Source organism: Caballeronia sp. LZ028, assembly GCF_031451415.1.
GTDB classification, from domain to species: domain Bacteria; phylum Pseudomonadota; class Gammaproteobacteria; order Burkholderiales; family Burkholderiaceae; genus Caballeronia; species Caballeronia zhejiangensis.
The window spans coordinates 967,022-993,122 of the sequence record NZ_JARUXN010000001.1 but is presented as its reverse complement, the minus strand read 5'-3'; the positions used below and the strand labels follow the sequence as shown (position 1 = coordinate 993,122).

Here is a 26,101-nt window from a genome sequence, read left to right as displayed (position 1 = left end):
CGCATATGCACTGTTGCATGGCGCGAAAAATCAATATCCCCTCGGGTCCATTCATGAAAAGTCACTCGCTCTACCATGCCGCATTCGCCGCCTTGATTGCGGCGGAAACGCTTGCTGTGTCTCCCGAAGGTTTCGCGAAAAGCGGCACGGCCAAAATGGACATCGCGCTGACAATCGAAAATGCCTGCTCGATCGTCACGCCCGGCGCTCCTGTCGAAATCGATCAGGCAAGCCGCGTCGCGGTGAATTGCGGCGGGACCAAAACGCCGTATCGCGTCGGCGTCGAAGCGAGATCGGCTTCGGGTGAGGCGCTATCGTTGCAATCGATCGAGCACACGTCTCACGTCAAGGACGCGGCGGCATCGACCAGTGTGTCCGGCAGCGAAAACTATCCACCGATCGTTGCCGTCACGGTTCAGTTCTGACGCACCGATACGCCGATATACCGGCAGGCGATTAAAGCGATCCCGCATACGGACCTGCGGCGCGTTTCATATTCGCATCGCTGCATGCATCAACGATCCATATCGCCGGAATGCCGAGTGAAAATAACGGCCCGATGTCGAACTCACGACGTGCATATTCAAATCGACGGTGCCATATTTCGAAGCAGTATTCTTTGCGTCGCGTAAAAAGCACGCCTATAAGAAAACCAGAAGGAAAACTAATCATCAATTTCCAACTTGCTTAGTGGAGAAGCTTGGATTATCAATATATCCGCGTATAGGCGCTTGAAATGCGCGGCGTTTGAGGCAAACAGCTTGACAATGTAGAGAATCGAAACCAACCATAATCGAAACAAAGGAGGCCATTCTCATGAATCGCCTTGTTAAGCATTCCAAAGTTAGCGCATTGACGCTGGCCTTGCTGGTTGCCTATTCAGTCAGTGCCAATGGCGCCGAGTGGCAGGAAGGGACCACATATTCGACAGGCGCCACCGTCACTTACAACGGCCACACGTATCAGGCGCTGCAATCGCATACCGCCTACCCCGGCGCGGGATGGACGCCTTCCACCACGCCGACGTTGTGGAAGGATCTCGGCGCAACGGGCGGCACGCCGACGCCGACGCCGACACCGACACCGACTCCAACCCCGAGTCCCACGCCGACACCGACTCCAACGCCGACTCCAACACCGACTCCAACACCCACGCCAACGCCAACGCCAACGCCAACGCCGACTCCGACTCCGACTCCGACTCCGACGCCCACGCCGACACCGTCGGGCTCCGCGTGTTATGACGCGTGGTCGTCGACGCAGGCTTATGCGACGGCGGGCACGCGCGTGACGTACAACGGCCGCAATTATCGAAACAAGTGGTGGACGCAGGGCGAAAATCCGGCGCAATCCGGGCAATACGGCGTATGGGAAGATCTCGGCGCGTGCTCGGGCGGGCCGTCGCCTGCTCCTGCTCCTGCTCCTGCGCCGACGCCGGTTCCGACGCCGACGCCAACACCCGTTCCGACGCCGACGCCGACGCCAACACCCGTTCCGACGCCGACGCCGACGCCCACGCCGACGCCGGTTCCAACACCAACGCCCACGCCGGTTCCAACACCGACGCCGACGCCAACGCCGGTGCCAACGCCGACACCCACACCCACACCCGCACCCTCCCCCTCAGGGGCGCGTGAAATCGGCGGCTACTTCGCGCAGTGGGGCATCTACGACCGCAATTACAAGCTCAAGGACGTCGACACGACCGGCTCTGCCTCGATGCTCACGTTCATCAACTACGCGTTCGGCAACCTCTACCAGAAGAACGGCGGCTACGAGTGCGGCATCATCAACAAGGCCGAGCCGGGCGCGACCAATCCGAACGCCGCGGACGCAGGCACCGGCGGCGACGCCTGGGCCGACTATCAAAAGAACTTCGGCGCCAACGAAGCCGTCAGCGGCAAGGGCGACACCTGGGACTTCCCGACGAACGATCCGCGCTACGGCAAAGCCGGAGCCGGCCCGCTGAAAGGGAACTTCAATCAGCTCAAGCAGTTGAAGGCCAAGCATCCGAACCTGAAGGTGATCATTTCGCTCGGCGGCTGGACCTGGTCGCGATGGTTCGGCAAAGCGGCGGCAACCGACGCGCTGCGCAAGCAGCTCGTGAGCTCGTGCATCGACGTCTACATCAAGGGCAATCTGCCCTATGACGCCGGCTCGAACGCGGGCGGCGACGGCATCGGCGCGGACGTGTTCGACGGCATCGACATCGACTGGGAATTCCCCGGCGGCGGCGGCCAGCCATACAACGCCGTCGATCCGAACGACAAGAAGAACTACACGCTGCTGCTCGCCGAGTTCCGCAAGCAACTCGACGCCATCGGCGCCCAGAACGGCAAGCGCTATCTGCTGACGGTCGCGATCGGCGCGGGCGGCGACAAGATCGCGATGACCGAGCCGGGCGAATACAGCAAGTCGCTCGACTGGATCAACATCATGTCGTACGACTTCCACGGCGGATGGGAAACCAACGGGCCGACCGACTTCCAGGCGCCGCTCTACGGCGACCCCGACAGCCCGAACTACAAGGCGGGCCAGTATGCGCCGACCTATAACGTCGACGGAGCGGTGAAGGCGCTGCTCGCAGGCGGCGTGCCGACATCGAAGATCGTGGTCGGCGTGCCGTTCTACGGACGCGGCTGGACCGGCGTCACCAAGGGTCCGCAAGGCGACGGCCTGTATCAGAAAGCCACCAAGCCCGCGCCGGGCAAGTACGAGGAAGGCATCCAGGACTACCGTCTCCTGAAGAGCGCGGCCGGCACGGTGTACGAGCATCCGGTCGCGAAAACCGCGTACAAGTTCGACGGCACCACCTGGTGGTCCTACGACACGCCCGGAACCATGAAACTCAAGATGGACTACGTGAAAGCGCAGAACCTGCGCGGCTCGTTCGCCTGGGAACTCGACGGCGACGGACCCAACGCCGAGTTGCTGAAAGTGATGAGCGACGGACTGAAGTGATGCTCGACGGGCCGCGCGCGTATCGCCCGACCGGGCAGACGCGCGCGGCGCCGAGATCCGAACCTGCCGGGGGCTGCCATGTATAACCATTTGACGAAGGCTGCCGCACTGAGGGGAAAGCTGACGCAGACCGGCATCGGCTTGCGCCGGCGCGGCTTTACCTTGCTCGAACTGCTGGTGGTGCTGCTCATCATCGCGCTATTGGCGGGCTATGTCGGACCGAAGCTCTTCGGCGAAGTGGGCAAGGCGCGCAGCAAGACGGCGGCATCGCAGATGAAGGGCATCGAAAGCGCGCTCGACCGTTATCGGCTGGACACCGGGCACTATCCGGGCACCGACGCCGGCCTCGCCGCGCTGATGACCAACGTCGGCAACACGTCGGGCTGGGAAGGTCCGTACATGAGCAGCGCGATTCCGAACGATCCGTGGGGCAAGCCGTATATCTATCGATCGCCGGGCGAAGGCGGCAAGGACTACGACCTGATGACCTACGGCGCCGACGGCAAACCGGGCGGATCGGGCGAGGACGCGGACATCGTCGCCAAATGATCCGCGCGGTGAGCGCCATGCGATATCGCGTACGGGTCGAAAGCGACGGCGGCCAGCAGGAGCTGGAACTCGACGCCGCCGATGACGCCCAGTTGCGCCAGAGCGTCGCCGACATGGGTCTGTCGCTCATCGAAGCGACGCCGCTCGAAAAGCGCAAGGCGGGCTTCACGTTCCGCAAGCCCGTGTTCGAGCGCGCGCTCTTCACGCAAGAGCTGATCGCGCTGCTCGAAGCGGGCCTGAGCCTCGTCGAGACCGTCGAGACATTGCGCGACAAGAGCCGCGACGGGCTCAATCGCACAGTGCTCGCGCAGATCGTCTCCGCGCTCTACGAAGGCGAGCCGCTGTCGCGCGCGCTCGAGCGCCAGCCCGCGCATTTTCCGCCGCTCTACGTCGCGACCGTGGCCTCCGCCGAACAGACCGGCCATCTCGCCGAGGCGCTCAAGCGCTATCACCACTACGACGCGCGGCTCTCCGTGGTGCGCAAGAAAGTCGTGTCGTCGATGGTGTATCCGTCGATCGTCATCGCGACGGGCGCGCTCATCGTCCTGTTTCTCGCGTTCTACGTGATCCCGAAGTTCAGCCAGGTGTTCGCGTCGATGAAGGAGATTCCGTTCTCCGCGCGCGTGATGCTCGCATGGGGAAATCTCGTCGAGGCGCACGGCGGGCTGCTGCTCGCGGGCGTCGTCGGCGCGATCGTCGGCGCGGGCTTGTCGTTGCGCAGCGAGAAGGTGCGCGCGCGGCTCTTCGAAGCGTTCATGCGGCTGCCGAAGCTCGCGGACTATCAGCGCCTCTTCGCGCTGACGCGCTTCTACCGCACGCTCGGCCTCTTGCTCGCGGGCGGCATGTCGATGGTTACGTCGATGGAACTCGCCGCGCAGGTCTTGCCCGCGCAATTGCAGACGGCGCTCGCGCAGGCGCTCGACGAAATTCGCGCGGGCAAGCCGCTCTCCGGCGCGCTGCCCGCCGCGAATCTGACGACGCCGGTGGCCGAACGGCTCATCCGCGTGGGCGAGCAAAGCGGCGAGCTGGCCGGCATGGTGACGCGCTCGGCCGAGTTTTGCGACGAAGAGCTGGACCGCGCGATCGACACGCTGATGCGCGTGGTCGAGCCCGTCCTGATGCTGGTGGTGGGCAGCATCATCGGGACGATCATCTTCCTGCTCTACATGCCGATCTTCCAACTGGCCGGAGCCGTGGGGTGAATCATGGAACAAGCCGCGCACATCGCGCCCGATACGCGCACGCGCCAGCAGCGATTCTGGGACGATGCCGATCACGATCCCGCCGACTATCTGCATAACGTGACGGCGACGCTCGGCCTGCGCGGCTTCGACGCGCAAGCGCTCGAAACGCTCACGCCGCGCTTCGACCTGCTCTCTTTCGGCGACGCGATGTCGCGCAAGTGCCTGCTCGCCGACGACCCCGGCGCGCACTTGTGGCTCGTGCTCGCCGACCCTTTCGACGCCAACATGCGCGCCTGGGCGATGAACCGCGTGAAGAAGCCCTTCGCGTTCGCGTTCTGCGTGCCCGCCGAACTGATGGCGTACCTCGCGCTGCATGAATCGGCGCATCAGGCGCTCACGCAGATCAGCGTCGAGGGCAAGTCGTCGGCGAGCGCCGATGCGGGCGTCGAGATCACGCTCGCCACGCTCGCCGCCGACGTGCATCCCGTGATCCGGCTCGTCAATTCGTCGCTGTACGACGCGCTGCGGGCCCGCGCATCGGATATCCATATCGAAAGCACGGCGGCGGGACTCGTCATCAAATACCGCATCGACGGCGTGCTGCAGGAAACGGCGAGCGCGCCGGGCATCGACACGGCCGAGCAAGTGCTGTCGCGCCTGAAGGTCATGGCCGATCTCGATATCGGCGAGCGGCGCATTCCGCAGGACGGGCGCTTCAAGGCGATCATCAATCAGCGCGAGATCGATTTTCGCGTCTCGATCATGCCGTCGATCCACGGCGAAGACGCCGTGCTGCGCGTGCTCGACAAGCAACGCGGCGAGGCCGGCGCCACCGCGCTGCGGCTCGATTCGATCGGCCACGAGCCGGAGATCGTCGAGGCGATCCGCACGATCGCGCACGAGCCGTACGGTCTCCTGCTCGTGACCGGGCCGACCGGCTCGGGCAAGTCGACGACGCTCTACGCGACGCTCACCGAAATCAATACCGGCGACGAGAAGATCATCACGATCGAAGATCCGGTGGAATACGAGTTGCCGGGCGTGCTGCAAATTCCCATCAACGACAAGAAAGGGCTCACGTTCGCGCGCGGCCTGCGCTCGATCCTGCGGCACGATCCGGACAAGATTCTCGTCGGCGAAATCCGCGATGGCGAAACGGCGGGCATCGCCGTGCAGGCAGCGCTGACCGGCCACCTCGTGCTGACGTCCGTCCACGCGAACAACGTCTTCTCCGTGCTCGACCGCTTCCTGCACATGGGCGTCGACATGCACAGTTTCGTCGACGCGCTGCTCGGCGCGGTCGCGCAACGGCTGATGCGCAAGAACTGCCCGCATTGCGTGCGCGACGACGATCCGCCCGACGACGCGCTGCTGCGCGCTTCGGCGCTCACGCGCGAAGAGATCGCCGGCTGGCGTTTCCGCAAAGGCGCGGGCTGCGAGGCGTGCAGGCGCACGGGCTATCTCGGACGTCAGCCGATCGCGGAAGTGCTGCGCCTGAACGATGCGATCAAGCAATGCTTCGTCGAGCGGCGGCCGATCGTCGAGCTGAAGCAACTCGCGTATCAGAGCGGCTTCGTGCCGCTGCGCGGCATCGCGTTGCGCGCGGTCGCCGACGGACGCACGACGCTCGCCGAAGTCAATCGCGTCACGATGGTCGAAGGCTGACGGAGGCGAATCATGTCGCGTTGGTCGGACCATCTCGAAGCGTTGCGCAGCGTCGCGAAGAAGCGGCCGAAGCTGAATGCGCCGTCGATCAAAACGCCCGCATTCATGAGCCGCACGACGATCTGGATCGACGGACGGCACGCCCGCACGTTCGGCGGCGCGCCGATGCCGCTGTCATCGGCGAACGATGTCGCCGCGGCGCTCAAGGCCATCGAAACGCTCGCGCCGAAGCCCGCGAACCTCGGTCTGCATGCGCTGCGCGTGGTGGTCGGCGCACCGTTCGCGCGCTATCACGCGCTGCCGTGGCAGCCGCTGCCGAAACCGCAGGACTGGGTCGCCGCCGCACGCGTGCAGGCCGTGCAGATGGGCGCGGGCACCGAGGCGTGGCGCTACGCCGTCACCGATGGCGCGTGGGAACAGGGACGCCTCGCCGCCGCGATATCGGAGGCGCTGTGCGTGGGCATCGAGCGTCTGTGCAAGACGCGCAAGCTGCAACTGCTCGGCATCGAGCCGGCGTATGCCTTCGCGATGCAGAAGCATGCGGCGCGCATCCGCGACGGCGCGATCGCGATCGTCGCGCTGGAGGAAACGGAGCGTGACGCGGCCATCGCGCATATCGGGCTGCGGCGCGGCGGCGGATGGACGGCCTTCATCGCATTGCCGGTGACGCGCACGCGCGAGGGCGCGCTCGATGGCGTGCTGCGCGACGCGTTCGCGCTCTGCGCCGATACGCCGCCCGAACGCCGCTATGTGATTGGACCGGGCGGACCGGGTGGACCGGACGCGCGCGAGCGCTGGTCGGCCGACGCCGCGCTCGTCGAATGGCTGCCCGCGCCCTGGGATGCCGCGACATGAAAGCGCCCGTCATCGACCTGCATCGTCCGAACCGGCCCGGCGCGGCCGTGGGGCTGCTCGCGCTCGTCGTCGGGATCGTCGCGCTGATCGCGGCGATGCAGTATCGCGACGCGCTCAAGGAACAAGGCGAGGCGCTCGACGAACGCGAGGCGACGATCGCGAAGCAGGAAGCGAAGTTTCATGTGATCAGCAACGCGCATCGCGAGTCCGGCGACGCGCGCATGGCGCAGTTGATGGCGCAGCAGCGCTACGCGACGGAACCCGCGCGCGATCTGATCGAAGGCGGATGGCATCCGAATATCGCGCTGCTGTCGCTGGATTTCGTCACCGCGTCGCGGCAGATCAACATGCAGTTCGAGACGCGCTCGGTCCAGGAAGCGATCTCTTACGCCGACTGGCTTCAGGCGCAGCCCGGCGCGGAAAGCGTCGCGATCAAGCGGCAGATTCAGAAGCCGGGACCGCCGGCGCCATCGGTGGAGACGTCGTTGCAGGTCACGTGGAAGGCGTTCGTCGCGCGCCCGGTGGCGGCTTCGGCGGTTGCGGCCGCTGCTTCGGCATCGGCGGCATCGACGGCGGCTTCGGCGGCATCGACGGCGGCTTCGGCGGCTTCGGCGGCATCGGCGGCATCGGCGGCATCGGCGGCTTCCGCCGCTCCGGCCGCATCGCAAGCGCGGCCCCAGGCGAGCCACGCCGCCCATCCGAGCGGAGCGCGCCGATGAACCGCCTCGTCTGGGAACTGCGGCGCGCGCAGTGGCGGCTCGGCACCTTCGGGCTGCTCGCGGTACTGCTCATCGCGGGCGCGGCGATCGTCGCGCTGACCGACATCCTGCCCTTGCATCGCGACATCGCGCAGCGTGAGGCCGATCTGAACGCGCGCGCCGTCCATCTGACGCAACCGCCGCCACCCTCGCCCGACGAAGCCGTCGCACCGGTCAGCCCCGAGGAGCGTTATTTCGTGTTCCTGCACAGTCTGCATGCGATCGCGGCGAAGAACGGCATCGCGATTCCGCAGATCACGTATCAGCTCGCCGCGCAGGAGAAGGACGATCCGTCGCTGCGGCGCTATGTCGTCGAGACGACGTTCAGCGCCACTTATCTGCAGTTCCGCGGCTTCATGCACGAACTGCGGACGCTGCCGGGCCTGCGCTGCGAGCGGCTCAGCCTGTCGCGGCCGAATATCGGCGTGACGCAACTGGAGGTGCGCCTGCAATGCGCGTTTCTCGTGGAAGCAACGAAATGAGCCGGCTCGACCTGCGCACCCTGAAGATCTCGCGTCCGGTGCTGGGGCTGATGTTGGCGGCGCTCGCGCTCGTCGTATTCACGTATTTTCGCGGCGGCGACGATACGGCGCCCGAACCGCAACAGCCAGCGGCGACATCGACGGCGAAGCCCGCCGCGCCCGCTTCCGCGCCGCCGGCGGCGAGCGCAGCCGATATCGTCGCGGCGGCCGGACCCGCGCCCATCGATCTCTTTCCGACGCAGAACTGGCAGCCACCGCCGCCGCCTCCGCCGCCCGAACCACCCAAGCCGTCGAAGCCGCCGCCGCCGCCCGAGCCGCCGCCGCTGCCGTTCGCGGTTCGCTCGCTCTGGCTCGATCAGCAAGGCGTTTTCTATGTGGTCATTTCCGGCGCGAACCGCGAGTTCCCGCTCTGCATGAACTGCCAGAAGAAGGGCTTCCTGCACAAGGGCGACGTGATGCTGAACGCTTATCGCATCGACGACATCAGCCGCCGCGAAGTCCAGTTCACGTACCTGCCGCTGAAGCGCCGGCAGACGCTGTCGCTTGGAGAACTCAAATGAGCCGGCTCAAAGACGTGACGGTCTGCCTGTTGATTCCGCTCATCGCGGCATGCGCGGGGGATCTGCATCGGCAGGATCTGCAAAACCGGCTCGCGGGCATGCCGCCCGACGCCCAGCTCGAACTGCTCGCGCAGCAAAGCGCGCAGTATCCCGACGATCTGGAAATCAGAAGCTGGTATCTCGCGTTGCGGCGCAGGCTGTCGATGGAATACCTGCAACGCGCGACCGTCGCGTACCGCGCGGGCGACGCGGCGCAGGCGCTCGGCTGGGCGCACAAGGCGCAGCAGGCCGCGCCCGGCGACGACAACCCGCGCGAGATGATCGAGTGGATCGAGCGACAGGCGCCGATCGACGCGGAAGTGCGCTACGCCGAATCGGTGCGTCTGGATCAGCCGCAGGCGGCGCTCTCGGCCGTTATCGACGTGCTCGCGAAGCAGCCCGACAACGCGCGCGCGATCCGGCTGCGCGAAGAACTGCTCGCGCCGAAGGGACAATCGATCGAGCCGAAGCTCAACAAGGACCTCGATCAACCGATCACGGTGCAGTTCCGCGATCAGCCGATCATCAGCATCTTCGAGCTGGTGTCGAACATCACCGGGCTGAACTTCACGTTCGACCGCGAAGTGCAAGCGACCGCGCCGACCACGATCTTCGCGAGCAACACGCCCGTCAAGCAGGTGCTGTCGATGGTGCTCCAGGCCAATCAGCTTTCGAGCAAGATCGTGAGCGGCAATTCGATCCTCATCTACCCGAAGCGGCCCGACAAGGAAACCGAGTACAAGGATCTCGTCGTGCGGACGTTCTATCTGCAGAACTCGACGGCGGCGCAGGTGCTCGGCGTGCTCAAGCAGATGGTCAAGACGCGCGACGCCGTGCTCGACGAGCGCACCAACGCGATCATCATGCGCGACGCGCCGGACACGATCAAAGTGGCGGAGCGCATCATCCGCGCGCTCGACGTGACGCCCGCCGAAGTGGTCATCGACGCGCAGGTGCTCGAAGTGTCGTCGTCCGATCTGCTGAACATGGGTATCCAGTATCCGGACCGCATCACGTTCGGGCTCAAGTCCGGCACGATCGACGACGGCACCACGCTGCCCGACAACACCGTCACGCTCGAACAACTGCATAACCTCAACAGCAGCGACGTGCTGGTGCGGATCGGGCCGGTCGGCATCAACTTTTTGCAGACGCACGGCAAGACGCGCACGCTCGCCAATCCGAGCATCCGCGTGCGCAATCGCGAGAAGGCGAAGGTGCTGATCGGCGACCGGCTGCCCGTCGTCACGACGACGCTCTCCAGCAACTTCAGCTCCGAGAGCGTCAACTATCAGGACGTCGGCCTCACGCTGGAAGTCGCGCCGGTGATCGCCAGTCCCGACGAAGTGCAGGTGAAGCTGCGCATGGAAGTGTCGAATGTCACCGACACGATCACGACGTCGACCGGGCTCGTCGCGTACCAGATCGGCACCCGCACCGCCGAAACCGTGATGAGCGTGCGCAACAACGAAACGCAGATGCTCGCGGGCCTGCTCCAGCGCAACGATCGCAGCTCGGGATCGGGCTTGCCGGGACTGAGCCGCCTGCCGATTTTCGACCGCATCTTCGGCTCGCGCGCCGACGACTCGAAGGAAACCGAACTCGTCTTGCTGCTCACGCCGCGCATCGTGCGCAATCAGGCCGTGCCGACGGGCAACGCGATGCAGTTCGATTCGGGCACGGAAACGCGCATCAGCACCGAGCGCGATGTCGTGACCGGCAACGAGAGCTTGCGTCTGCCGCCGCCGGTCGCCGCCGCGCCGGCGGTCGCGGCCGGTGCGGTCGCCGCAGCCCCGCTGCCCGCGCCGCCCGCGCCGCCCGCTCCATCGGCTCCATCGGCTCCATCCGTGCCGAACGAGCCGCCGAGCGCGCCGCCCATCGCGATCCTGCCGCCGCCCGCGCCGACGCTTCAGTCAACCGGCGAAGCGCAGCGGCTGCCGCGCGAGCAACCCTGAACCGCGCAGCCGGCCGACGACGATGGAAAAGGGCTTCACGATCATCGAACTGCTGGTCACGCTCGCGATCCTCGCCGCGCTCGCGATGGTCGCCGCGCCCCTCGTGCAGATCGCCGCGCAGCGCAACCGGGAGGACGAGTTCAGGCGCGCGCTGTGGAGCATCCGCGACGCGATCGACGCCTACAAGAAAGCCGGCGACGACGGCAAGATCGACCGTCCCGTCGGCGAGACGGGCTATCCGGCGAAGCTTGCAACGCTCGTCGAAGGCGTCGTCGACAAGACGAGTCCGACGCACGCGCGCATCTACTTTCTGCGCCGCGTGCCGCGCGACCCGATGTGCGACTGCCCGAGCCGCTCCGACGACGCGACCTGGGGCAAGCGCAGCTACGCGAGCCCGCCCGATTCGCCGAGCGAAGGCGACGACGTCTACGACGTCTATTCGCTGTCCGAAGGCACCGGTCTCAACGGCGTTCCCTATCGAAAGTGGTGAGAGCCATGTGGAAGAAGGCGCTGCGCGCATTCACGCTGATCGAGTTGCTGGTCGTGCTGGCGATCATCGCGACCTTGCTCACGCTCGTCGTGCCGCGCTACTTCGGCCAGGCGGACAAGGCGAAGGAAACCGTGCTGCATCAGAACCTCGCCGCGATGCGCGATTCCATCGACCGCTTTCGCGCGGATCAGGGGCGTTATCCGCAATCGCTCGATGAGCTCGTGCAGAAGCGCTATCTGCGCGAAATACCGATGGACCCCGTCGCGGGCAATCGCACCGCATGGACGACCGAGCCGCCCGCCGACGGCACACCCGGCGTCTACAACGTGCGCAGCGGCGCGAAAGGCAAGGGCAAGGATGGCAGCGATTACAGCGCGTGGTGAGCGGCGCGGCGGCGCACGTCGAAAGCGCGAGCGCGGCTTCGGCATGTTGTGGGCGCTGATGTGCGTCGCGCTGATCTCCATCTATCTGATGGCGGTCGGCACCGTATGGACCACGCAAATCCAGCGCGTGAAGGAAGACGAGCTGCTGCGCCGCGGCGACGCGATCCGCCGGGCGATCGAGGCTTACGTCAAGGCCGACAAGAGCGGCGCGTTCCCGAAGCGCTTCGACGATCTGCTGCGCGATCCGCGCGCGTCATACGTGCAGCGCTATCTGCGCGAGGCCTATGCCGATCCGATGACCAACGACGGCCCGTGGCAGGAGATTCGCGGGCCGGACGGCGAGTTATACGGCGTGTACAGCGCATCGAACGAAGCGCCGCTCAAGAAGGACGGATTTTCCGACAGCGATGCGAGCTTCGGGCTGCAGACGAGCATTTCGGAATGGAAGTTCACGTACTACCCGGAAAAGAACATGAGCCGACGGTAGCCGACTTCAATCGTCCGGCGCGCATCCGGACCTTCACGCTGGAGAGACTGAGATGACATCGATTCGAAGAAAGCTGGCATTGCTGCCGGCCGCGCTGATGCTTCAGGCGGGTCTGACGTTCGCGCAGCAGGCCTGGACCGAGGGCACGACCTATTCGGCGGGCACGACAGTCACGTACAACGGACGCGTCTATCAGGCTTTGCAGACGCATACGGCTTATCCCGGCGCGGGATGGAATCCGGCTGCGTCGCCGACGTTGTGGAAGGATGTCGGCGCGGCGGGGACGCCTGCGCCGGCTCCGGCTCCGACGCCTGTGCCGGTTCCTGCTCCGGTTCCGGTTCCGACTCCGACGCCTGTTCCGACGCCCACGCCGACGCCGACGCCGGTTCCGACACCAACGCCGACACCTACGCCAACGCCAACGCCAACGCCGACACCAACACCGTCCGGCTGCTACACGGCGTGGTCCGCGAGTCAGGTTTATGCGCAGGCGAACACGCGCGTGACGTACAACGGGCGGAACTATCGAAACAAGTGGTGGACGCAGGGCGACAATCCCGCGCAATCGGGCGCGTATGGCGTGTGGGAAGACCTCGGCGCGTGCAGCGGCGCAACGCCGAGCCCGACGCCCGTTCCTACGCCTACGCCTGTTCCTGCGCCTGTTCCTGCGCCGACGCCTGCTCCGACTCCAACGCCCACGCCGACTCCGGTGCCGGTGCCCACGCCGACGCCGACGCCGACGCCGACGCCGACGCCCGTACCTGTGCCCACTCCGGTTCCGACGCCAACGCCAGCGCCAACCCCAACGCCAACCCCAACGCCAACGCCAACGCCAACCCCAACGCCAACGCCAACCCCAACGCCAACCCCCGCGTCCTACAAACCTCAAATCACCTACATCCCCGCGCCCGCCGATTACCCGACGCAGGCCCAGTTCAACGCGTCCGAGAAAGCGCTGATCGACCAATCCGGCGGCCAGATCGCGACGCTGCGCGACGCCCTGCGCGTGCTGCCCGACGACGAAGTCAACGCCGTCGTGCCGAAACGCGCCGCCAATCCGTCGAACGTGAAGCGCGTCGAAGCGATCATCCCCGAAGCGAAGTTCGACGCGCTCTTCCCTGTACGCAACATCGCTTACTCGTACGTGAACTTCCTGCGCGGCATCGCTAAATTCCCGGCCTACTGCGGCGACTACACGGACGGACGCGACGCCGACGCCATCTGTCGCAAGCTGCTCGCTACATCGTTCGCGCACTTCGTGCAGGAAACCGGCGCGAACTGGAATTCGCTGACGCCGGCGCAAGCGCGCTCGAACGACGCCGAGCACAACAACCCGGTACTCGCGACGATGCCGCAAAACACGCCGATTCCCTTCTGGCAGCAAGGTCTGTGGTTCCTGCGCGAATCGGGATACACGGAAGGCTCGGCGGTCGGCGCGTATCAGCAGTGCATCCCCGGCTCGCACGCGACGAACTGGATCTTCTATCCGTGCGCGAAGAATGCCTCGGGCAAGTATCTCGACTACTTCGGGCGCGGCGCGAAGCAGCTCTCGTGGAACTACAACTTCGGCCCGTTCTCGCAGGCGCTGTATGGCGACGTCAACATCCTGCTCGACAATCCCGGACGCGTCGCGGATACGTGGCTCAACTTCGCATCCGCGATCTGGTTCGCCGTGACGCCGCAAACGCCCAAGCCGCCGATGACCTGGGCCGTCGACGGAACCTGGAAACCGAACGCCGTCGATATCGGCAACAACATGAAGCCGGGCTTCGGCGCGACGGTGTTCATCATCAACGGCGGGATCGAGTGCGGCGGCGGCGGCGCGGAAAAATCGCAGGTGACGAACCGCATCAACGCGTACAAGGAGTTCACGCGCGAGCTGGGCGTGACCATTCCCGCCGACGAACCGCTCGGCTGCGCCAACATGAAAGGCTTCAACGAAGGCTCGGCCGCCGCGATCAAGGCGTATCTCGACAAGGACTATTCGTGGATCAACGGCAAGCCGGCGACGGGATGCAAGCTGGTCGACTATCAGATGCCTTTCTCGCTCATCAATCCGGGCGATTACAAGGCGTGCACGGACTACTTCTTCCGCGGCAAGGTGACATACAACGGCAAGGTCGAAGTCGACAACACGAAGTAAGCGCCGGCGCGTTCCCTCGCGGCAACATCCGCGCGAGGGAACGCGTGAAGCGTTCAGTGCCCGTCGCGATAACGCGCGGCGAGCGTCTTCACGCGCGACACATAGGTGCGCGTCTCGTTGTATGGCGGCACGCCGTCGTAGCGATCGACGGCCGCCTCGCCGCTGTTGTACGCGGCCAGCGCGAGATCGAGATTGTTGTTGAAGCGCCTGAGCAGCCACGACAGATACTGCACGCCGCCGCGAATGTTTTGCGCCGCGTCGAACGGATCGCCGACGTTGAAGCGCGTCGCCGTCGCCGGCATCAGTTGCATGAGGCCCTGCGCGCCCGCGCGGGAGATCGCGTTCGCGCGATACGCCGATTCCGCGTGAATCACCGCGCGCACGAGCGCGCTGTCGACGTTGAACGACGCGGCGGCGGCATCGATTTCGCGTCCGTAGGAACGCGTGTCGAGCGCGAGCCCCGCAACGTTGACGTCATCGCCGGGCGAGCACAGATTGCACGTCTCCATGAAACGCAACTCGATGACCGTTACGTTCGCCGCAACGCCGGCCGGTTTCCTGGACACGAAGTGGCGCACGCCGTCTTCGACATAGCTGTAGATGCGCGCCGTGGTCTGACGTCGCGTGAGCGGCGCGGCGGGCGGCGCGGCCGACGCCATCGATGCGGATGACGCTGCAGGCGGCGTCCACTGCCAGTTCATGTTCACGCGGATGCACTTTGCGTTTTCGATGCGCGTGCTGACATACGTGACCGTGTTGTCATCGGACTCGCAGCGCAGCATCGACGCGGCGCGCGCTCGCTCGCCAAGCGCGAGGCATCCGATCGCCAGCAACACGGCGATCACAGGGCGGCCTTCGATCCTCCACGATGCGCTTCGCATGGCGCGATTCATCCCTCATCCGACACGGCCCGATGCCGCGCCTTGAGAAAGCATAGTTCGCTTTGCGCGAGCCGCGCGGCTGTTTCAATCGCGCCGTTGTTATTCAGATGCTTTTGTGCTTCCATGAAAGGACCGATCGTTTAGTGATACTCGGAAAGCCGCCATGAGCACGATTCCCCGCTTCGATTCGACATGGAAGAACTGGCTCGACGACAACATCCGCCGCGGCTGCACGCATCAGTCGCTGATCGACGCGATGATCGCCGCGGCGTTCCATCCGAACACCGCGCGCCTGCTGCTCGCGCGCCATCTTGCCGGCGACGCGCCTCAAGCCGACGATGAAACATCGCCCGACTATCTCTACGGCACGCCGATGCTGCCGCAGGCGCGCGTGCTGACCGCGAGCGATCGATCCGCGCCCAAGGTCTTCAGCAGCGAACAGCCGGTGATCGCGCTCGTCGCCGACGTGCTCGACGACACCGAATGCGACCGGCTGATCGAGATCGGCCGCGAGCATGTGCAGCGCTCGTCCGTCGTCGATCCGGATTCGGGCAAGGAGATCACCATCGAAGAACGCAGGAGCGAAGGCGCGTTCGTCAATGCATCGACGGATGCGCTCGTCGAAACGATCGACCGAAGGATCGCCGAACTGTTTCGCCAGCCGGTAGAGAACGGCGAGGATCTGCATATCCTTCGATACGGCATGGGCGGCGAATATCGCCCGCATTACGACTACTTCCCCGAAGAGCAGGCCGGCAGCAAACATCACATGCAGCGCGGCGGGCAGCGCATCGCGACGGTCATCCTCTATCTCAACGAAGTCGAGCAAGGCGGCGACACGACGTTTCCGGACATCGGACTCGCGATTCATCCGCGGCGCGGCAGCGCGCTCTATTTCGAATACGTCAACGAACTCGGACAAAGCGATCCAAAAACGCTGCACGCGGGCACGCCCGTCGAAAAAGGCGAGAAGTGGATCGCGACGAAGTGGATCCGGCGCGGGCGTTTTCGCGCTGAAGCATGAGACTTGCGCGACGCCTCGATGCGGGCGCCGCGCTCCCCTCTCTCATTTGCAGGCTCCGACTTTTTCCCAGGCGCCGTCCGAGTTCGTCGCCGGATCGGCGTTGGCGCTCCACCACTTGTTGCGATAGTTCATGCCGTTGTAGCTGACCGTCGTGCCCGCGGTCGCGTAGGTCTTGCTCGCGCTCCACGGCGCGGCGCACGCGAGCAACGTCTGTCCCGAACACGCGCCCAGGTCCTGCCACGATTTGCCGCTGCCCGAATTGCGCGAGGGATCGTCGGAGTTCTCCCAGCGCGCGCTGTAGTTGCGCCCATTGACCGATACGTTTTCCTTCGCCTTGTAGATCGTGCCCGACTGCCACGCGATGGCGCATGTCGCGCCTCCTGCGCTGGGTGAGGGGGCGGGGGTTGGTGTCGGCGTTGGCGCCGGTGCGGGCGTAGGTGTTGGCGTTGGCGTTGGCGTTGGCGTTGGCGTTGGCGTTGGCGTGGGCGTTGGCGTGGGCGTTGGCGTGGGCGCAGGTGAAGGCGTCGGCGTAGGTGAAGGCGCGGGTGCCGGCGCGCCGGTGTAATCGACCGCGAAGTTGTAGTCCTGCGGACTGTCGACGTAGATGCGGTTCGCCGACATCGTCTTCTGCGGCACGATGTTGCCGTTGTTGTCGATCAGCCCCAGCCGCACATGCTTCGCATCCGAGTTGACCTTCTGCGCCATCGCATACACCCAGTCCGCAGCGGCCGTCGTCTGCGCCGTCACCGTATAGCTGATCGATTCCAGATCGTGCCCGTCCGCATCGAAGACCCGCAGCGTGATCTTCATGCCCGCCGGTTGATCCAGCGCGGTCGTCGGGATCGGACGCATCTCGCGCCAGGTCGTGCGCGCGCCGTTGATGACCACGTCGCTGCACGCATAGAACGCTTCGGCGCTGTCGTTGCGCTGCCAGATCGTGTAAATGATCCGCCTGCCCGTTTTGCCCGCGGGCAGCTTGCATTGCAGCTTGTAGCGCCCGTTGTCGAGCGTCGCGCTGTTGAGTTCGCAGAACGGCTTGCTGTCGAGATCGGACCATTTCAACGGCTGATTGAAATCGTAGCCGTCCGAGGTCATGTACATCTGGAAGTAGCGCGTGACGTGCGGCGCGGTCGCGTACCAGACGAATGTGTAGTTTCCGCTCAGATCGGCCGAGATCGTCGTGGCCGGCCAGTCGCTTCGGCCGAGATCCAGACCGTAGTAGTTGGTCTTGCCGCCGCTGCACAGATGCCCGTCGGGCACGAAAGCCTTGTGATCGCCATTGGGCAGTTGATTCACGCCAGCCCAGTCGTACAGAAACGACGGCCCCGCCACCGCGACCGCAGCCTTGCACGGCGCCGACGTCGGGCTTTCCGGGCCCTCGAGGTAGCACGAATAGACGCGGCTGATCGGCGTCTCGATCGTACCGTGCGCCGACACCGCACACGGCACGGCCAACGGAAGCAGCACGAACGTCAATTTCCACTTCTCAGCGAACATGACAATCCCCTTTTTTGATTTGCTTCGCATATCTAATTCAAATCGTCGAACCGCGCCCGATCGCTCTTCATTCTAGAAGGCGCAATCAGGATGAGTTAGCACGAAGATGCTCCGTGCCGGCAGCCAGTGATTCGCGGCACGCATCAATCTCAATAACGCCCGCGACATAACCACAACAAGCGAAACACCGCGCCTGCCTATCTCAATTAAGAGTCGTCTCATTCAGTCTTAGTCGCGTATTCCCTATGATTCATCCATGTCCTCGCGACGCCAGCGCGATTCAGCATCAGTCATCTTTTCGATCTCAGGAGTGTTCCTCATGCGTAACCTATTCAAGAAAGCCGCCGTCATTGCCATCGTTGCAAGCGCCGCCACGCTCGGCGCCGTCGGTTCGCAGAATGCATTCGCCGCCACGAGCAAGACCGCGACTTTCGACGTCACGCTGACGGTTCAGGACGATTGCTCGATCGCCGCCAATCCGCTGGATTTCGGCAGCACCGGCGTGCTCACGCAGAACATCGATCAGAACGCCAGCCTGTCGGTCACCTGCACCAAGGGCACGCCCTACACCGTCGCCCTCGACGCGGGCACGGCCACCGGTTCGGCCATATCGGATCGCAAGATGGGCAACGCAGCAGGCGACGCATTCGTCTCGTTCAACCTGTATCGCGATATCGCCCGCACGCAGGTCTGGGGCAACACGGCGGACACCGACACGGTCGCGGGCACCGGCGACGGCGGCGCGCAAACCATCCCGGTCTATGGCCGCGTGCCGACGCAGAACACGCCCGCGGCTGGCGCGTATTCGTCGACCATCACCGCGACGGTCGTGTTCTAAACCTCGCATCGCGCTGCAAGCATCTCGCACTCAGCGCGACGCTTGCTTGTTCGCAGATAAATCTATATCAATGGGATAGTCGGGATGACATAAGGAGACCGACGATGCCCACCTTGCTACCGCGCGCCTGCGCGGTTTTTCTCTTTCTGCAATGCTCCGCGACGCTCGCCGCTTCATTGCAAATCTCCCCGGTAACGATCCAGCTCACTGCCGCGGAGAACGGCAAAGTCATCAACCTGAGCAACGGCGGCGACGAACCGATCCACGCTCAAGTGCGCGCGTTCGTCTGGGATCAGGCCGATGAACAGGACAAGCTGACGCCGACGCGCGAGATCGTCGCGAGCCCGCCGATCGCCGAAGTGGCCGCGGGCGGACAGCAGGTCATCCGCGTGATTCGCTCGAGCATGGAGCCGTTGCAGCAGGAGCGCGCGTATCGTCTGCTAATCGATGAATTGCCGCCCGAAGGCGCGACCGCCGGTGCGAACGTTCAGTTTCGCTTTCTATATTCTGTACCACTATTTATTTCGCCAGCCGGTGAAGCGGGCAAGCCGAAGCTGCAATGGAGCATCGTCGAGAGAAACGGCAAGCCGTTTCTGCTCGTCTCGAACAGCGGGGCGATCCATGCGCAGTTGAGCGCGGTATCGCTGAAAAACGGCGGCGCGGACATTCCGATTTCCGCGGGCCTGCTCGGCTACGTCCTGCCGGGCCGCGTGCGCGCGTGGGCGCTGCCCGCCGCCGCGAGCGCCTTGCGCGGCAAGCCGGCGGACGTCGCGGCGACGGTCAACGGCTCGGCCGTCACGGAGCGGCTCGGCGAGAGCGGCGGACCTTGATCGCTTGCGCATCGCCGCGAGCATGTCCTCGTCCGCCGACACCGCCAGGAAGACGCCGGGCCGGAAAGCTCGCGTCGCGCTGACGCTCGTTCTCGTGTCGGAAGCGGCGATCGCGCAGGTCGACATCACCGGCGGCGGCTCGCCCGCCGAACTGCCGAGCCTCTCGGGCGCAGCGCGCGGGGAGCCCTTCGGCGCGTTCGCCGAAACGAATCAGCAACTCGTGCTCGAGATCGTCATCAACGGAACGAATCTCGGCGAGCCGTCGGAGTTCGAACTGCGTCACGGCCAACTTTATGCCGAGCCGCACACGCTCGGAGCCGCGGGCATCCGCGTGAGCGATCTCAAACCGGACGCCGATGGCTGGCTCGCGCTGTCGTCGATTCCCGGCTTGCGCGTGACGTATGCGCCCGCGCGCCAGCAGGCGATTCTCGACGTCGACGAAGCGCGCCAGACCACACGCAAGATCGGCTACACGCTGCCGGTCACGCCGAAGGCGACGTCAGGCACCGGCTTCCTGATGAACTACGACGTCAGTTACACGCGCGAATACGGCGAAGACAGCGAAAACAGCATCGGCGTGTGGAGCGAGCAGCGCCTCTTCACGCCCTTCGGCGTGTTCGACAACACCGGCACCTGGATCAACGCGGACGGCGGCTCGAACCGATACACGCGGCTCGACACGAACTGGAGCTACTCGAATCCCGCGAAACTTTTCACGATGACGGTCGGCGATTCGGTATCGGGATCGCTGCCGTGGTCGCGCTCCGTGCGCTTCGGCGGATTCCAGATCCAGCGCGACTTCACGCTGAGGCCCGACCTCATCACGTTTCCCCTGCCGATGTTCTCCGCCTCGGCCGCCGTGCCTTCCGCCGTCGATCTCTACGTCAACGGCCTGCGCCAGTACAGCGGCGAAGTCGCGCCCGGGCCGTTCCAGATCGCGCAGGCGCCGAGCCTGAACGGCGCGGGCGTCGCGCAAATCGTCGTCACCGATGCGCTCGGTCGCCGCGTCACGACGAGCGTGCCGCTCTATATCGATGCGCGGCTCTTGTCGAAGGGATTGTTCAACTATTCGTTCGAACTCGGCTTCCTGCGCGACAACTACACGGTCGAGTCTTTCGACTACGAGCGTTCGCCCATCTATAGCGGCGTGTTCAGCTATGGCGTCAGCGACTGGCTGACCTTGCAGGCGCACGCCGAAGGCGGCCAGGGACTCGTCAACGGCGGCGCGGGCGCGGTGATCGGCACCGGCGGCTTCGGCGTGTTCAGCACGGCGGCGGCCGCGAGCAAGGTCGACGGTATGACCGGTTCGCTCTACAGCCTCGGCTATCAGTACATCGGGCCGAAGTTTTCCGTCAGTCTGCAGGGCACGCAGGCGTCGAGCGGCTATCGCGATGTCGCGTCGCTTACGGGCACGTCGACGTTTCAGCATGTCTATCAGGCGACGGCGTCGGTTTCGTTCCTGCGCACGCAATCGGCGACGATGAGCTACGTCGATTCCGAGGACAGCTTTTCCGGGCACGCGCGCGTCCTCACGCTCGCGTACAACGCGCAGTTCGGGCGGCGCTGGTCGCTCTTCGCGACGGCGTACCGCGACTTCCTGCAGAAGAACGTGTGGGGCGGATCGATCGGCGTGACGGTCGCGCTCGGCGGCAACATGGCGGTCAGCACGACGCTCGCGCAATCGGGCGGCCACTCGACGGCGGACGTCACCGCGTCGCGTCCGGCCGATTTCAGCGGCGGATGGGGCTGGACGGTGCAGGCGGGCGCGGGCGCGGATTATCGGCATGGGTTCGCGGGCGCGAACTATCGGGCGAGCTTCGGGGAATTCCAGGCGACGGCGCAGCGCTTCAACGGCACGACGACGGGCACCGCCGAGATGACCGGCGCGATCGCCATCATGGACGGTGCGGTGCTGCCCGCGCGCACGATCACGGATGGCTTCGCGCTCGTCTCCACCGACGGCGTCGCGGGCGTGCCGGTGAGCCAGGAGAACCGCAAGGTCGGCGTCACGAATTCGGGCGGCCATCTGCTGGTGCCGGATCTGCAGTCGTATCAGCGCAATCAGATCGCGATCGATCCGCTCGCCTTGCCCGCCGATGCGCGTATCGAAACGACGAAGCTCAACGTCGCGCCCGAACGGCGCTCGGGCGTGCTCGCGCGCTTCGGGATGTCGCGGTATCAGGGCGCGTCGGTGAGTTTCGTCGATGCGGGCGGCGCGCCGATCAAGGAAGGCGCCGCCGCGACCAACGAGAGCACGGGCGAAACGGCGATCGTCGGCTTCGACGGCCTCGCGTTCTTCAACAAGCTCGACGCCGCCAACACGGTGACGATTCGCGGACACGGCGCGAGCTGTTCCGCGCAGGTGCCGTTCGACGCCGCGTCGTCACACGAGTTGCCGCAGATCGGGCCGTTCGTCTGTCGCGGCAACGGAGGATGAATCATGCGAACGCGATCGTGGATACGAAGAGGCGCGGTCATCGTCGTCGCGATGTTTGCGCTGCTCGCGCTGCCGAAAGCGTCGCGGGCGCAGATGTGTTCGTTTTCCGTCGGCTACACGGATTTCGGCGAATACGACACGACCTATTCGGAGCCGACGGAGGTCGTCGGCGCGGTCATCATGTATTGCACCGGCTACACGACGCCGATGGTGCGCATGTGCCTGAACATCAGCACGACGTCGCCGCGCGTGCTGACCGGCCCGAACGGCGCGACGCTCGACTACAACCTATACGTCGATCCGGATCATGTGAGCGTGTGGGGCTCGATTCTCAATCCGTCGACGACGCCGTACATCATCGACCTGCCCGTGCATCCGAGCGGCAAGGTGTGGGCACAGGAGCCGTTCTACGGGCGGATTCCGCCGAATCAGCAGGTCGGATTGGGGACGTACACGCAGACGTTCACCGCCGCCGACACGTATTTCGTCTATGTGGGCTACAGCGGCACGCCGCCGAGTTGCAGCACGGCGACCGCGCCGTACAAGTCGGCGGCGTTCAACGTATCGGTCAACGTGGCGAACAACTGCAACATCTCCGCGACGCCGATGGCGTTCGGCACGCAGAGCTCTTTTCAGGAGCCGCTCGAGGCGACGAGCCGCATCACCGCGACCTGCACGTCGGGCGCGTCGTACAACATTGCGCTGAACGGAGGCACGTCGGACGGCGGCGCGATCACTGGGCGCAAGCTCACACGGGTGGGTGGGACCGAGACAATCGACTATCAGCTGTACATCGACCCTTCGCATACCGTCCCGTGGGGCGACGGCACGTCCGGGACTGTGATGGGCAACGGCGTCGGTACGGGCGTCGCCTACACCTTCACCGTCTATGGGCAAGTGCCTGCGCAATCGGCCCCACGGCCCGGCCCCTATCGCGACACGATCACCGCATTCATTATTTTTTGATGCGGCTCGTGATCGCCACGGCGTGCACTCAATCCCGCACGCAATCCACGAAATACTCGATCCGTCCGTTGATCATCTCGCCGACCAGCCCGTGAATATCCGTATGGAATCCCGGGAAGCGCTCGTTGAACTCGCGCGCGAAACGCAGGTAATCCACGATCGTGCGATTGAAACGCTCGCCCGGAATCAGCAACGGAATGCCCGGCGGATACGGCGTCAAAAGAATCGACGTCACGCGTCCTTCCAGTTCGTCGATAGGCACGCGATCGATCTCGCGGTGCGCGAGCTTCGCGAACGCCTCGGACGGCTTCATCGCCGGCTCCATGCTCGACAGATACATCTCCGTCGTCAGGCGCGCGATGTTGTTCGCGCGATAGACGCTGTGAATCTGCTCGCATAGATCGCGCAGACCGATGCGCTCGTAAGACGGATGCTGCGCGACGAACTCCGGCAGCACGCGCCACAGCGGCTGATTGTTGTCGTAGTCGTCCTTGAACTGCTGAAGCTCCGTGACCATCGAGTTCCAGCGGCCCTTCGTGATGCCGATCGTGAACATGATGAAGAACGAGTAAAGCCCCGTCTTCTCCACGATGATGCCGTGCTCCGCCAGATACTTCGTCACGATCGCGGCCGGAATGCCGGTCTCGCCGAATTCGCCGTCGACGTCGAGTCCCGGCGTGATGATCGTCGCCTTGATCGGATCGAGCATGTTGAAGCCTTCCGCGAGCGCGCCGAAACCGTGCCAGCGGTCGTTGGGCTTCAGCACCCAGTCCTCGCGATCGCCGATGCCCTCTTCCGCCAGCGCGTCCGGGCCCCAGACCTTGAAGAACCAGTCGTCGCCGTATTCGGCATCGACCTTGCGCATCGCGCGGCGGAAATCGACCGCTTCCGCAATCGACTCCTCGACGAGCGCCTCGCCGCCCGGCGCTTCCATCATCGCGGCCGCGACGTCGCACGACGCGATGATCGCGTATTGCGGCGACGTGGACGTGTGCATCAGATACGCCTCGTTGAAACGATGACGGTCGAACGTGCTGTTCTCGCTGTCCTGCACGAGAATCTGCGACGCCTGCGAAATGCCCGCGAGCAGTTTGTGCGTGGAGTGCGTCGCGAACACGAGCGCGCCCGTGCGCGGACGGCCCGCGCCGATCGCGTGCATGTCCTGATAGAACGAGTGGAACTCGGCGTGCGGCAGCCAGGCTTCGTCGAAGTGCAGCGTGTCGAGCATGTCGCCGAGCAGATCCTTGATCATCTCGACGTTGTAGATCACGCCGTCGTACGTGCTCTGCGTGATCGTCAGAATGCGCGGCTTGATCTTCGGGTTCTTCGCCAGCGCCTCGCGCGCGAACGGATTCGCCTCGATCTTCCTGCGGATATTCTCCGGCTTGAACTCGTCGCGCGGAATCGGTCCGATGATGCCGAAGTGATTGCGCGTCGGCGTGAGGAACACGGGGATCGCGCCCGTCATCGTGATCGCGTGCAGGATCGACTTGTGGCAGTTGCGATCGACCAGCACGATATCGCCCGGCGCGACGGTCGCATGCCACACGATCTTGTTCGACGTCGACGTGCCGTTGGTCACGAAGAAGAGATGATCCGCGCCGAAGATGCGCGCCGCGTTACGCTCCGACGCCGCGACCGGGCCGGTGTGATCCAGCAGCTGACCCAGTTCCTCGACCGCGTTGCAGACGTCCGCGCGCAGCATGTTTTCGCCGAAGAACTGATGGAACATCTGCCCGAGCGGATTCTTCAGGAATGCCACGCCGCCCGAGTGCCCCGGACAGTGCCACGAATACGAGCCTTCGTCCGCGTACTGCACGAGCTCCTTGAAGAACGGCGGCGCGAGCGCATCGAGATACACCTTCGCCTCGCGGATGATGTGACGCGCCACGAACTCCGGCGTGTCCTCGAACATGTGGATGAAGCCGTGCAGTTCGCGCAGGATGTCGTTCGGCAGATGGCGCGACGTGCGCGTTTCGCCGTACAGGAAGATGGGGATATCGGCGTTGCGCTTGCGCACCGCGGTGATGAACGCGCGCAAGGCGACGATGGCCGTCGCCAGTTCCGGCGTATCGCCTTCTACGACGACGTTGTCCGCGTAAGGCAGCAATTCCTCGTCGTCGATCGACAAAATGAAACACGATGCGCGGCTCGACTGCTGCGCGAACGCGGCGAGATCGCCGTAACTCGTCAGGCCGAGGACTTCGGCGCCTTCCTTTTCGATCGCTTCTGCGAGCGCCCGGATGCCGGAACCCGAAATGTTTTCGGAGCGAAAGTCTTCGTCGATGATGACGACGGGGAAGCGGAACTTCATGGGGCGAATCTCCAAATGGAAACGACCGCTGCCCGAGTCGCAATCTCGGGGCCAGCGGTCTTTCGACAAGCTTGTAACGTGCGTGGTTCGATCAGGTTTTCGGCAGCGTCACGCCGTGCTGACCTTGATACTTCCCGCCGCGATCGGCATACGACGTCTCGCACATTTCATCGCTTTCGAAGAACAGGACTTGGGCGACGCCCTCGTTCGCGTAGATTTTGGCAGGCAAAGGTGTCGTATTCGAGAATTCGAGCGTGACGTAACCTTCCCATTCCGGCTCGAACGGCGTCACGTTCACGATGATCCCGCAGCGTGCATACGTCGACTTGCCGAGGCACACCGTGAGGCACGAACGCGGAATGCGGAAATACTCGACCGTGCGCGCGAGCGCGAAAGAATTCGGCGGAATGATGCAGACATCGCCCTTGAAGTCGACGAACGATTTCTCGTCGAAGGCTTTCGGATCGACGATGGTGGAATTGATGTTCGTGAAGATCTTGAATTCGTCGGCGACGCGAATGTCGTAGCCGTAGCTCGACGTGCCGTAGCTCACGATCTTGCGGCCGTCCTCGGCCACGCGCACCTGATCGCGCACGAACGGCTCGATCATCTTGTGCTCTTCGGCCATGCGGCGAATCCACTTATCGGATTTGATGCTCATAGGGGACGCTACTCAACGGTGAACGGCTCGGTCTCGCGACCGCCGCCTGCGGTGAAACGGGGCATGGCCGGCGGCGGTTCTCGCCGCGCGGGCCAAACGAAAGCGGGTATTTTACGCGAAGCGCGCCGCCGCGCCGGGCGCT

24 protein-coding genes and 2 pseudogenes are annotated in these 26,101 nt (G+C 64.7%); 22 read left to right on the top strand and 4 right to left on the bottom strand.

The window, feature by feature from the left end:
- Positions 1 to 17: 17 nt before the first annotated feature.
- From QCE58_RS04650 to QCE58_RS04585, 17 genes and pseudogenes are all read left to right on the top strand, one after another.
- Complete coding sequence (locus QCE58_RS04650; protein ID WP_144403598.1) at positions 18 to 425, top strand: hypothetical protein; 408 nt, start codon at positions 18 to 20, stop codon at positions 423 to 425.
- A 391-nt stretch (positions 426 to 816) separates the two neighbouring features.
- Positions 817 to 975, top strand: a pseudogene (locus tag QCE58_RS34080) (carbohydrate-binding protein); the annotation flags it as partial.
- A 26-nt stretch (positions 976 to 1,001) separates the two neighbouring features.
- Positions 1,002 to 1,244, top strand: coding sequence for a hypothetical protein (locus QCE58_RS34075; RefSeq protein WP_409014121.1), 243 nt, complete (start codon positions 1,002 to 1,004; stop codon positions 1,242 to 1,244).
- Positions 1,245 to 1,257: 13 nt separating this feature from the next.
- A pseudogene (locus QCE58_RS34070) lies at positions 1,258 to 1,359 on the top strand (carbohydrate-binding protein); the annotation flags it as partial.
- Between the two features lie 222 nt (positions 1,360 to 1,581).
- The gene (locus QCE58_RS04645; protein WP_409014115.1) at positions 1,582 to 2,961 is read left to right on the top strand and encodes a glycoside hydrolase family 18 protein; all 1,380 of its coding nucleotides are present in this window, start codon (positions 1,582 to 1,584) and stop codon (positions 2,959 to 2,961) included.
- 78 nt (positions 2,962 to 3,039) lie between these two features.
- Positions 3,040 to 3,510, top strand: coding sequence for a type II secretion system major pseudopilin GspG (gene gspG, locus QCE58_RS04640; RefSeq protein WP_008351020.1), 471 nt, complete (start codon positions 3,040 to 3,042; stop codon positions 3,508 to 3,510).
- Between the two features lie 17 nt (positions 3,511 to 3,527).
- Entirely contained in the window at positions 3,528 to 4,712 is a 1,185-nt protein-coding gene (locus QCE58_RS04635; protein ID WP_034474466.1) for a type II secretion system F family protein, read from the top strand.
- A gap of 3 nt (positions 4,713 to 4,715) precedes the next feature.
- A complete protein-coding gene (locus QCE58_RS04630) occupies positions 4,716 to 6,359 on the top strand; it encodes a GspE/PulE family protein (protein ID WP_008351022.1) in 1,644 nt (547 codons plus the stop codon).
- Between the two features lie 12 nt (positions 6,360 to 6,371).
- Complete coding sequence (locus QCE58_RS04625) at positions 6,372 to 7,214, top strand: hypothetical protein (protein ID WP_250520982.1); 843 nt, start codon at positions 6,372 to 6,374, stop codon at positions 7,212 to 7,214.
- Positions 7,211 to 7,933, top strand: coding sequence for a hypothetical protein (locus QCE58_RS04620; protein WP_250520981.1), 723 nt, complete (start codon positions 7,211 to 7,213; stop codon positions 7,931 to 7,933). The genes QCE58_RS04625 and QCE58_RS04620 overlap by 4 nt, the downstream gene beginning before the upstream one ends.
- Positions 7,930 to 8,454 carry a hypothetical protein gene (locus QCE58_RS04615; RefSeq protein WP_175981731.1) on the top strand — a complete coding sequence of 175 codons (525 nt, stop codon included), beginning with the start codon at positions 7,930 to 7,932 and terminating at the stop codon, positions 8,452 to 8,454. Before QCE58_RS04620 ends, QCE58_RS04615 begins: the two co-directional genes overlap by 4 nt.
- Positions 8,451 to 9,014 carry a hypothetical protein gene (locus QCE58_RS04610; protein ID WP_250507251.1) on the top strand — a complete coding sequence of 188 codons (564 nt, stop codon included), beginning with the start codon at positions 8,451 to 8,453 and terminating at the stop codon, positions 9,012 to 9,014. Before QCE58_RS04615 ends, QCE58_RS04610 begins: the two co-directional genes overlap by 4 nt.
- On the top strand, positions 9,011 to 11,008 hold the full coding sequence (locus tag QCE58_RS04605; protein WP_034474457.1) for a secretin N-terminal domain-containing protein: 1,998 nt from the start codon (positions 9,011 to 9,013) through the stop codon (positions 11,006 to 11,008). Before QCE58_RS04610 ends, QCE58_RS04605 begins: the two co-directional genes overlap by 4 nt.
- A gap of 22 nt (positions 11,009 to 11,030) precedes the next feature.
- On the top strand, positions 11,031 to 11,498 hold the full coding sequence (locus QCE58_RS04600; protein WP_008351029.1) for a type II secretion system protein: 468 nt from the start codon (positions 11,031 to 11,033) through the stop codon (positions 11,496 to 11,498).
- 5 nt (positions 11,499 to 11,503) lie between these two features.
- Entirely contained in the window at positions 11,504 to 11,881 is a 378-nt protein-coding gene (locus QCE58_RS04595) for a type II secretion system protein (protein WP_008351031.1), read from the top strand.
- Positions 11,856 to 12,368 (top strand): type II secretion system protein, encoded by a 513-nt coding sequence (locus QCE58_RS04590; protein WP_008351032.1) that lies wholly within the window; start codon positions 11,856 to 11,858, stop codon positions 12,366 to 12,368. The genes QCE58_RS04595 and QCE58_RS04590 overlap by 26 nt, the downstream gene beginning before the upstream one ends.
- A gap of 52 nt (positions 12,369 to 12,420) precedes the next feature.
- Positions 12,421 to 14,511, top strand: coding sequence for a glycoside hydrolase family 19 protein (locus QCE58_RS04585; RefSeq protein ID WP_250520980.1), 2,091 nt, complete (start codon positions 12,421 to 12,423; stop codon positions 14,509 to 14,511).
- A gap of 53 nt (positions 14,512 to 14,564) precedes the next feature.
- Here QCE58_RS04585 and QCE58_RS04580 read toward each other — a convergent pair whose 3' ends face one another.
- The gene (locus QCE58_RS04580; protein WP_250520979.1) at positions 14,565 to 15,392 is read right to left on the bottom strand and encodes a lytic transglycosylase domain-containing protein; all 828 of its coding nucleotides are present in this window, start codon (positions 15,390 to 15,392) and stop codon (positions 14,565 to 14,567) included.
- A 163-nt stretch (positions 15,393 to 15,555) separates the two neighbouring features.
- Here QCE58_RS04580 and QCE58_RS04575 point away from each other — a divergent pair, with 163 nt between their 5' ends.
- Positions 15,556 to 16,416, top strand: a complete 861-nt coding sequence (locus tag QCE58_RS04575; RefSeq protein ID WP_008351040.1) for a 2OG-Fe(II) oxygenase — start codon at positions 15,556 to 15,558, stop codon at positions 16,414 to 16,416.
- 42 nt (positions 16,417 to 16,458) lie between these two features.
- Here QCE58_RS04575 and QCE58_RS04570 read toward each other — a convergent pair whose 3' ends face one another.
- A complete protein-coding gene (locus QCE58_RS04570; RefSeq protein ID WP_250520978.1) occupies positions 16,459 to 17,913 on the bottom strand; it encodes a lytic polysaccharide monooxygenase in 1,455 nt (484 codons plus the stop codon).
- Positions 17,914 to 18,232: 319 nt separating this feature from the next.
- On the opposite strand from QCE58_RS04570, the gene QCE58_RS04565 reads away from it, so the two are divergent.
- From QCE58_RS04565 to QCE58_RS04550, 4 genes are all read left to right on the top strand, one after another.
- On the top strand, positions 18,233 to 18,751 hold the full coding sequence (locus QCE58_RS04565; RefSeq protein WP_008351043.1) for a spore coat U domain-containing protein: 519 nt from the start codon (positions 18,233 to 18,235) through the stop codon (positions 18,749 to 18,751).
- A gap of 104 nt (positions 18,752 to 18,855) precedes the next feature.
- Positions 18,856 to 19,581, top strand: a complete 726-nt coding sequence (locus QCE58_RS04560) for a molecular chaperone (protein ID WP_250520977.1) — start codon at positions 18,856 to 18,858, stop codon at positions 19,579 to 19,581.
- Between the two features lie 22 nt (positions 19,582 to 19,603).
- Positions 19,604 to 22,018: a fimbria/pilus outer membrane usher protein gene (locus QCE58_RS04555; RefSeq protein WP_250520976.1), complete on the top strand. Its 2,415-nt coding sequence runs from the start codon at positions 19,604 to 19,606 to the stop codon at positions 22,016 to 22,018.
- A gap of 3 nt (positions 22,019 to 22,021) precedes the next feature.
- Positions 22,022 to 22,984, top strand: a complete 963-nt coding sequence (locus tag QCE58_RS04550) for a spore coat U domain-containing protein (RefSeq protein WP_008351048.1) — start codon at positions 22,022 to 22,024, stop codon at positions 22,982 to 22,984.
- Positions 22,985 to 23,012: 28 nt separating this feature from the next.
- On the opposite strand, the gene QCE58_RS04545 is transcribed toward QCE58_RS04550, so the two are convergent.
- Together QCE58_RS04545 and dcd are read right to left on the bottom strand one after the other, a co-directional pair.
- Positions 23,013 to 25,298, bottom strand: coding sequence for an arginine/lysine/ornithine decarboxylase (locus tag QCE58_RS04545; RefSeq protein WP_008351050.1), 2,286 nt, complete (start codon positions 25,296 to 25,298; stop codon positions 23,013 to 23,015).
- Positions 25,299 to 25,389: 91 nt separating this feature from the next.
- Complete coding sequence (gene dcd, locus QCE58_RS04540; protein ID WP_008351052.1) at positions 25,390 to 25,959, bottom strand: dCTP deaminase; 570 nt, start codon at positions 25,957 to 25,959, stop codon at positions 25,390 to 25,392.
- Positions 25,960 to 26,101: the final 142 nt, after the last annotated feature.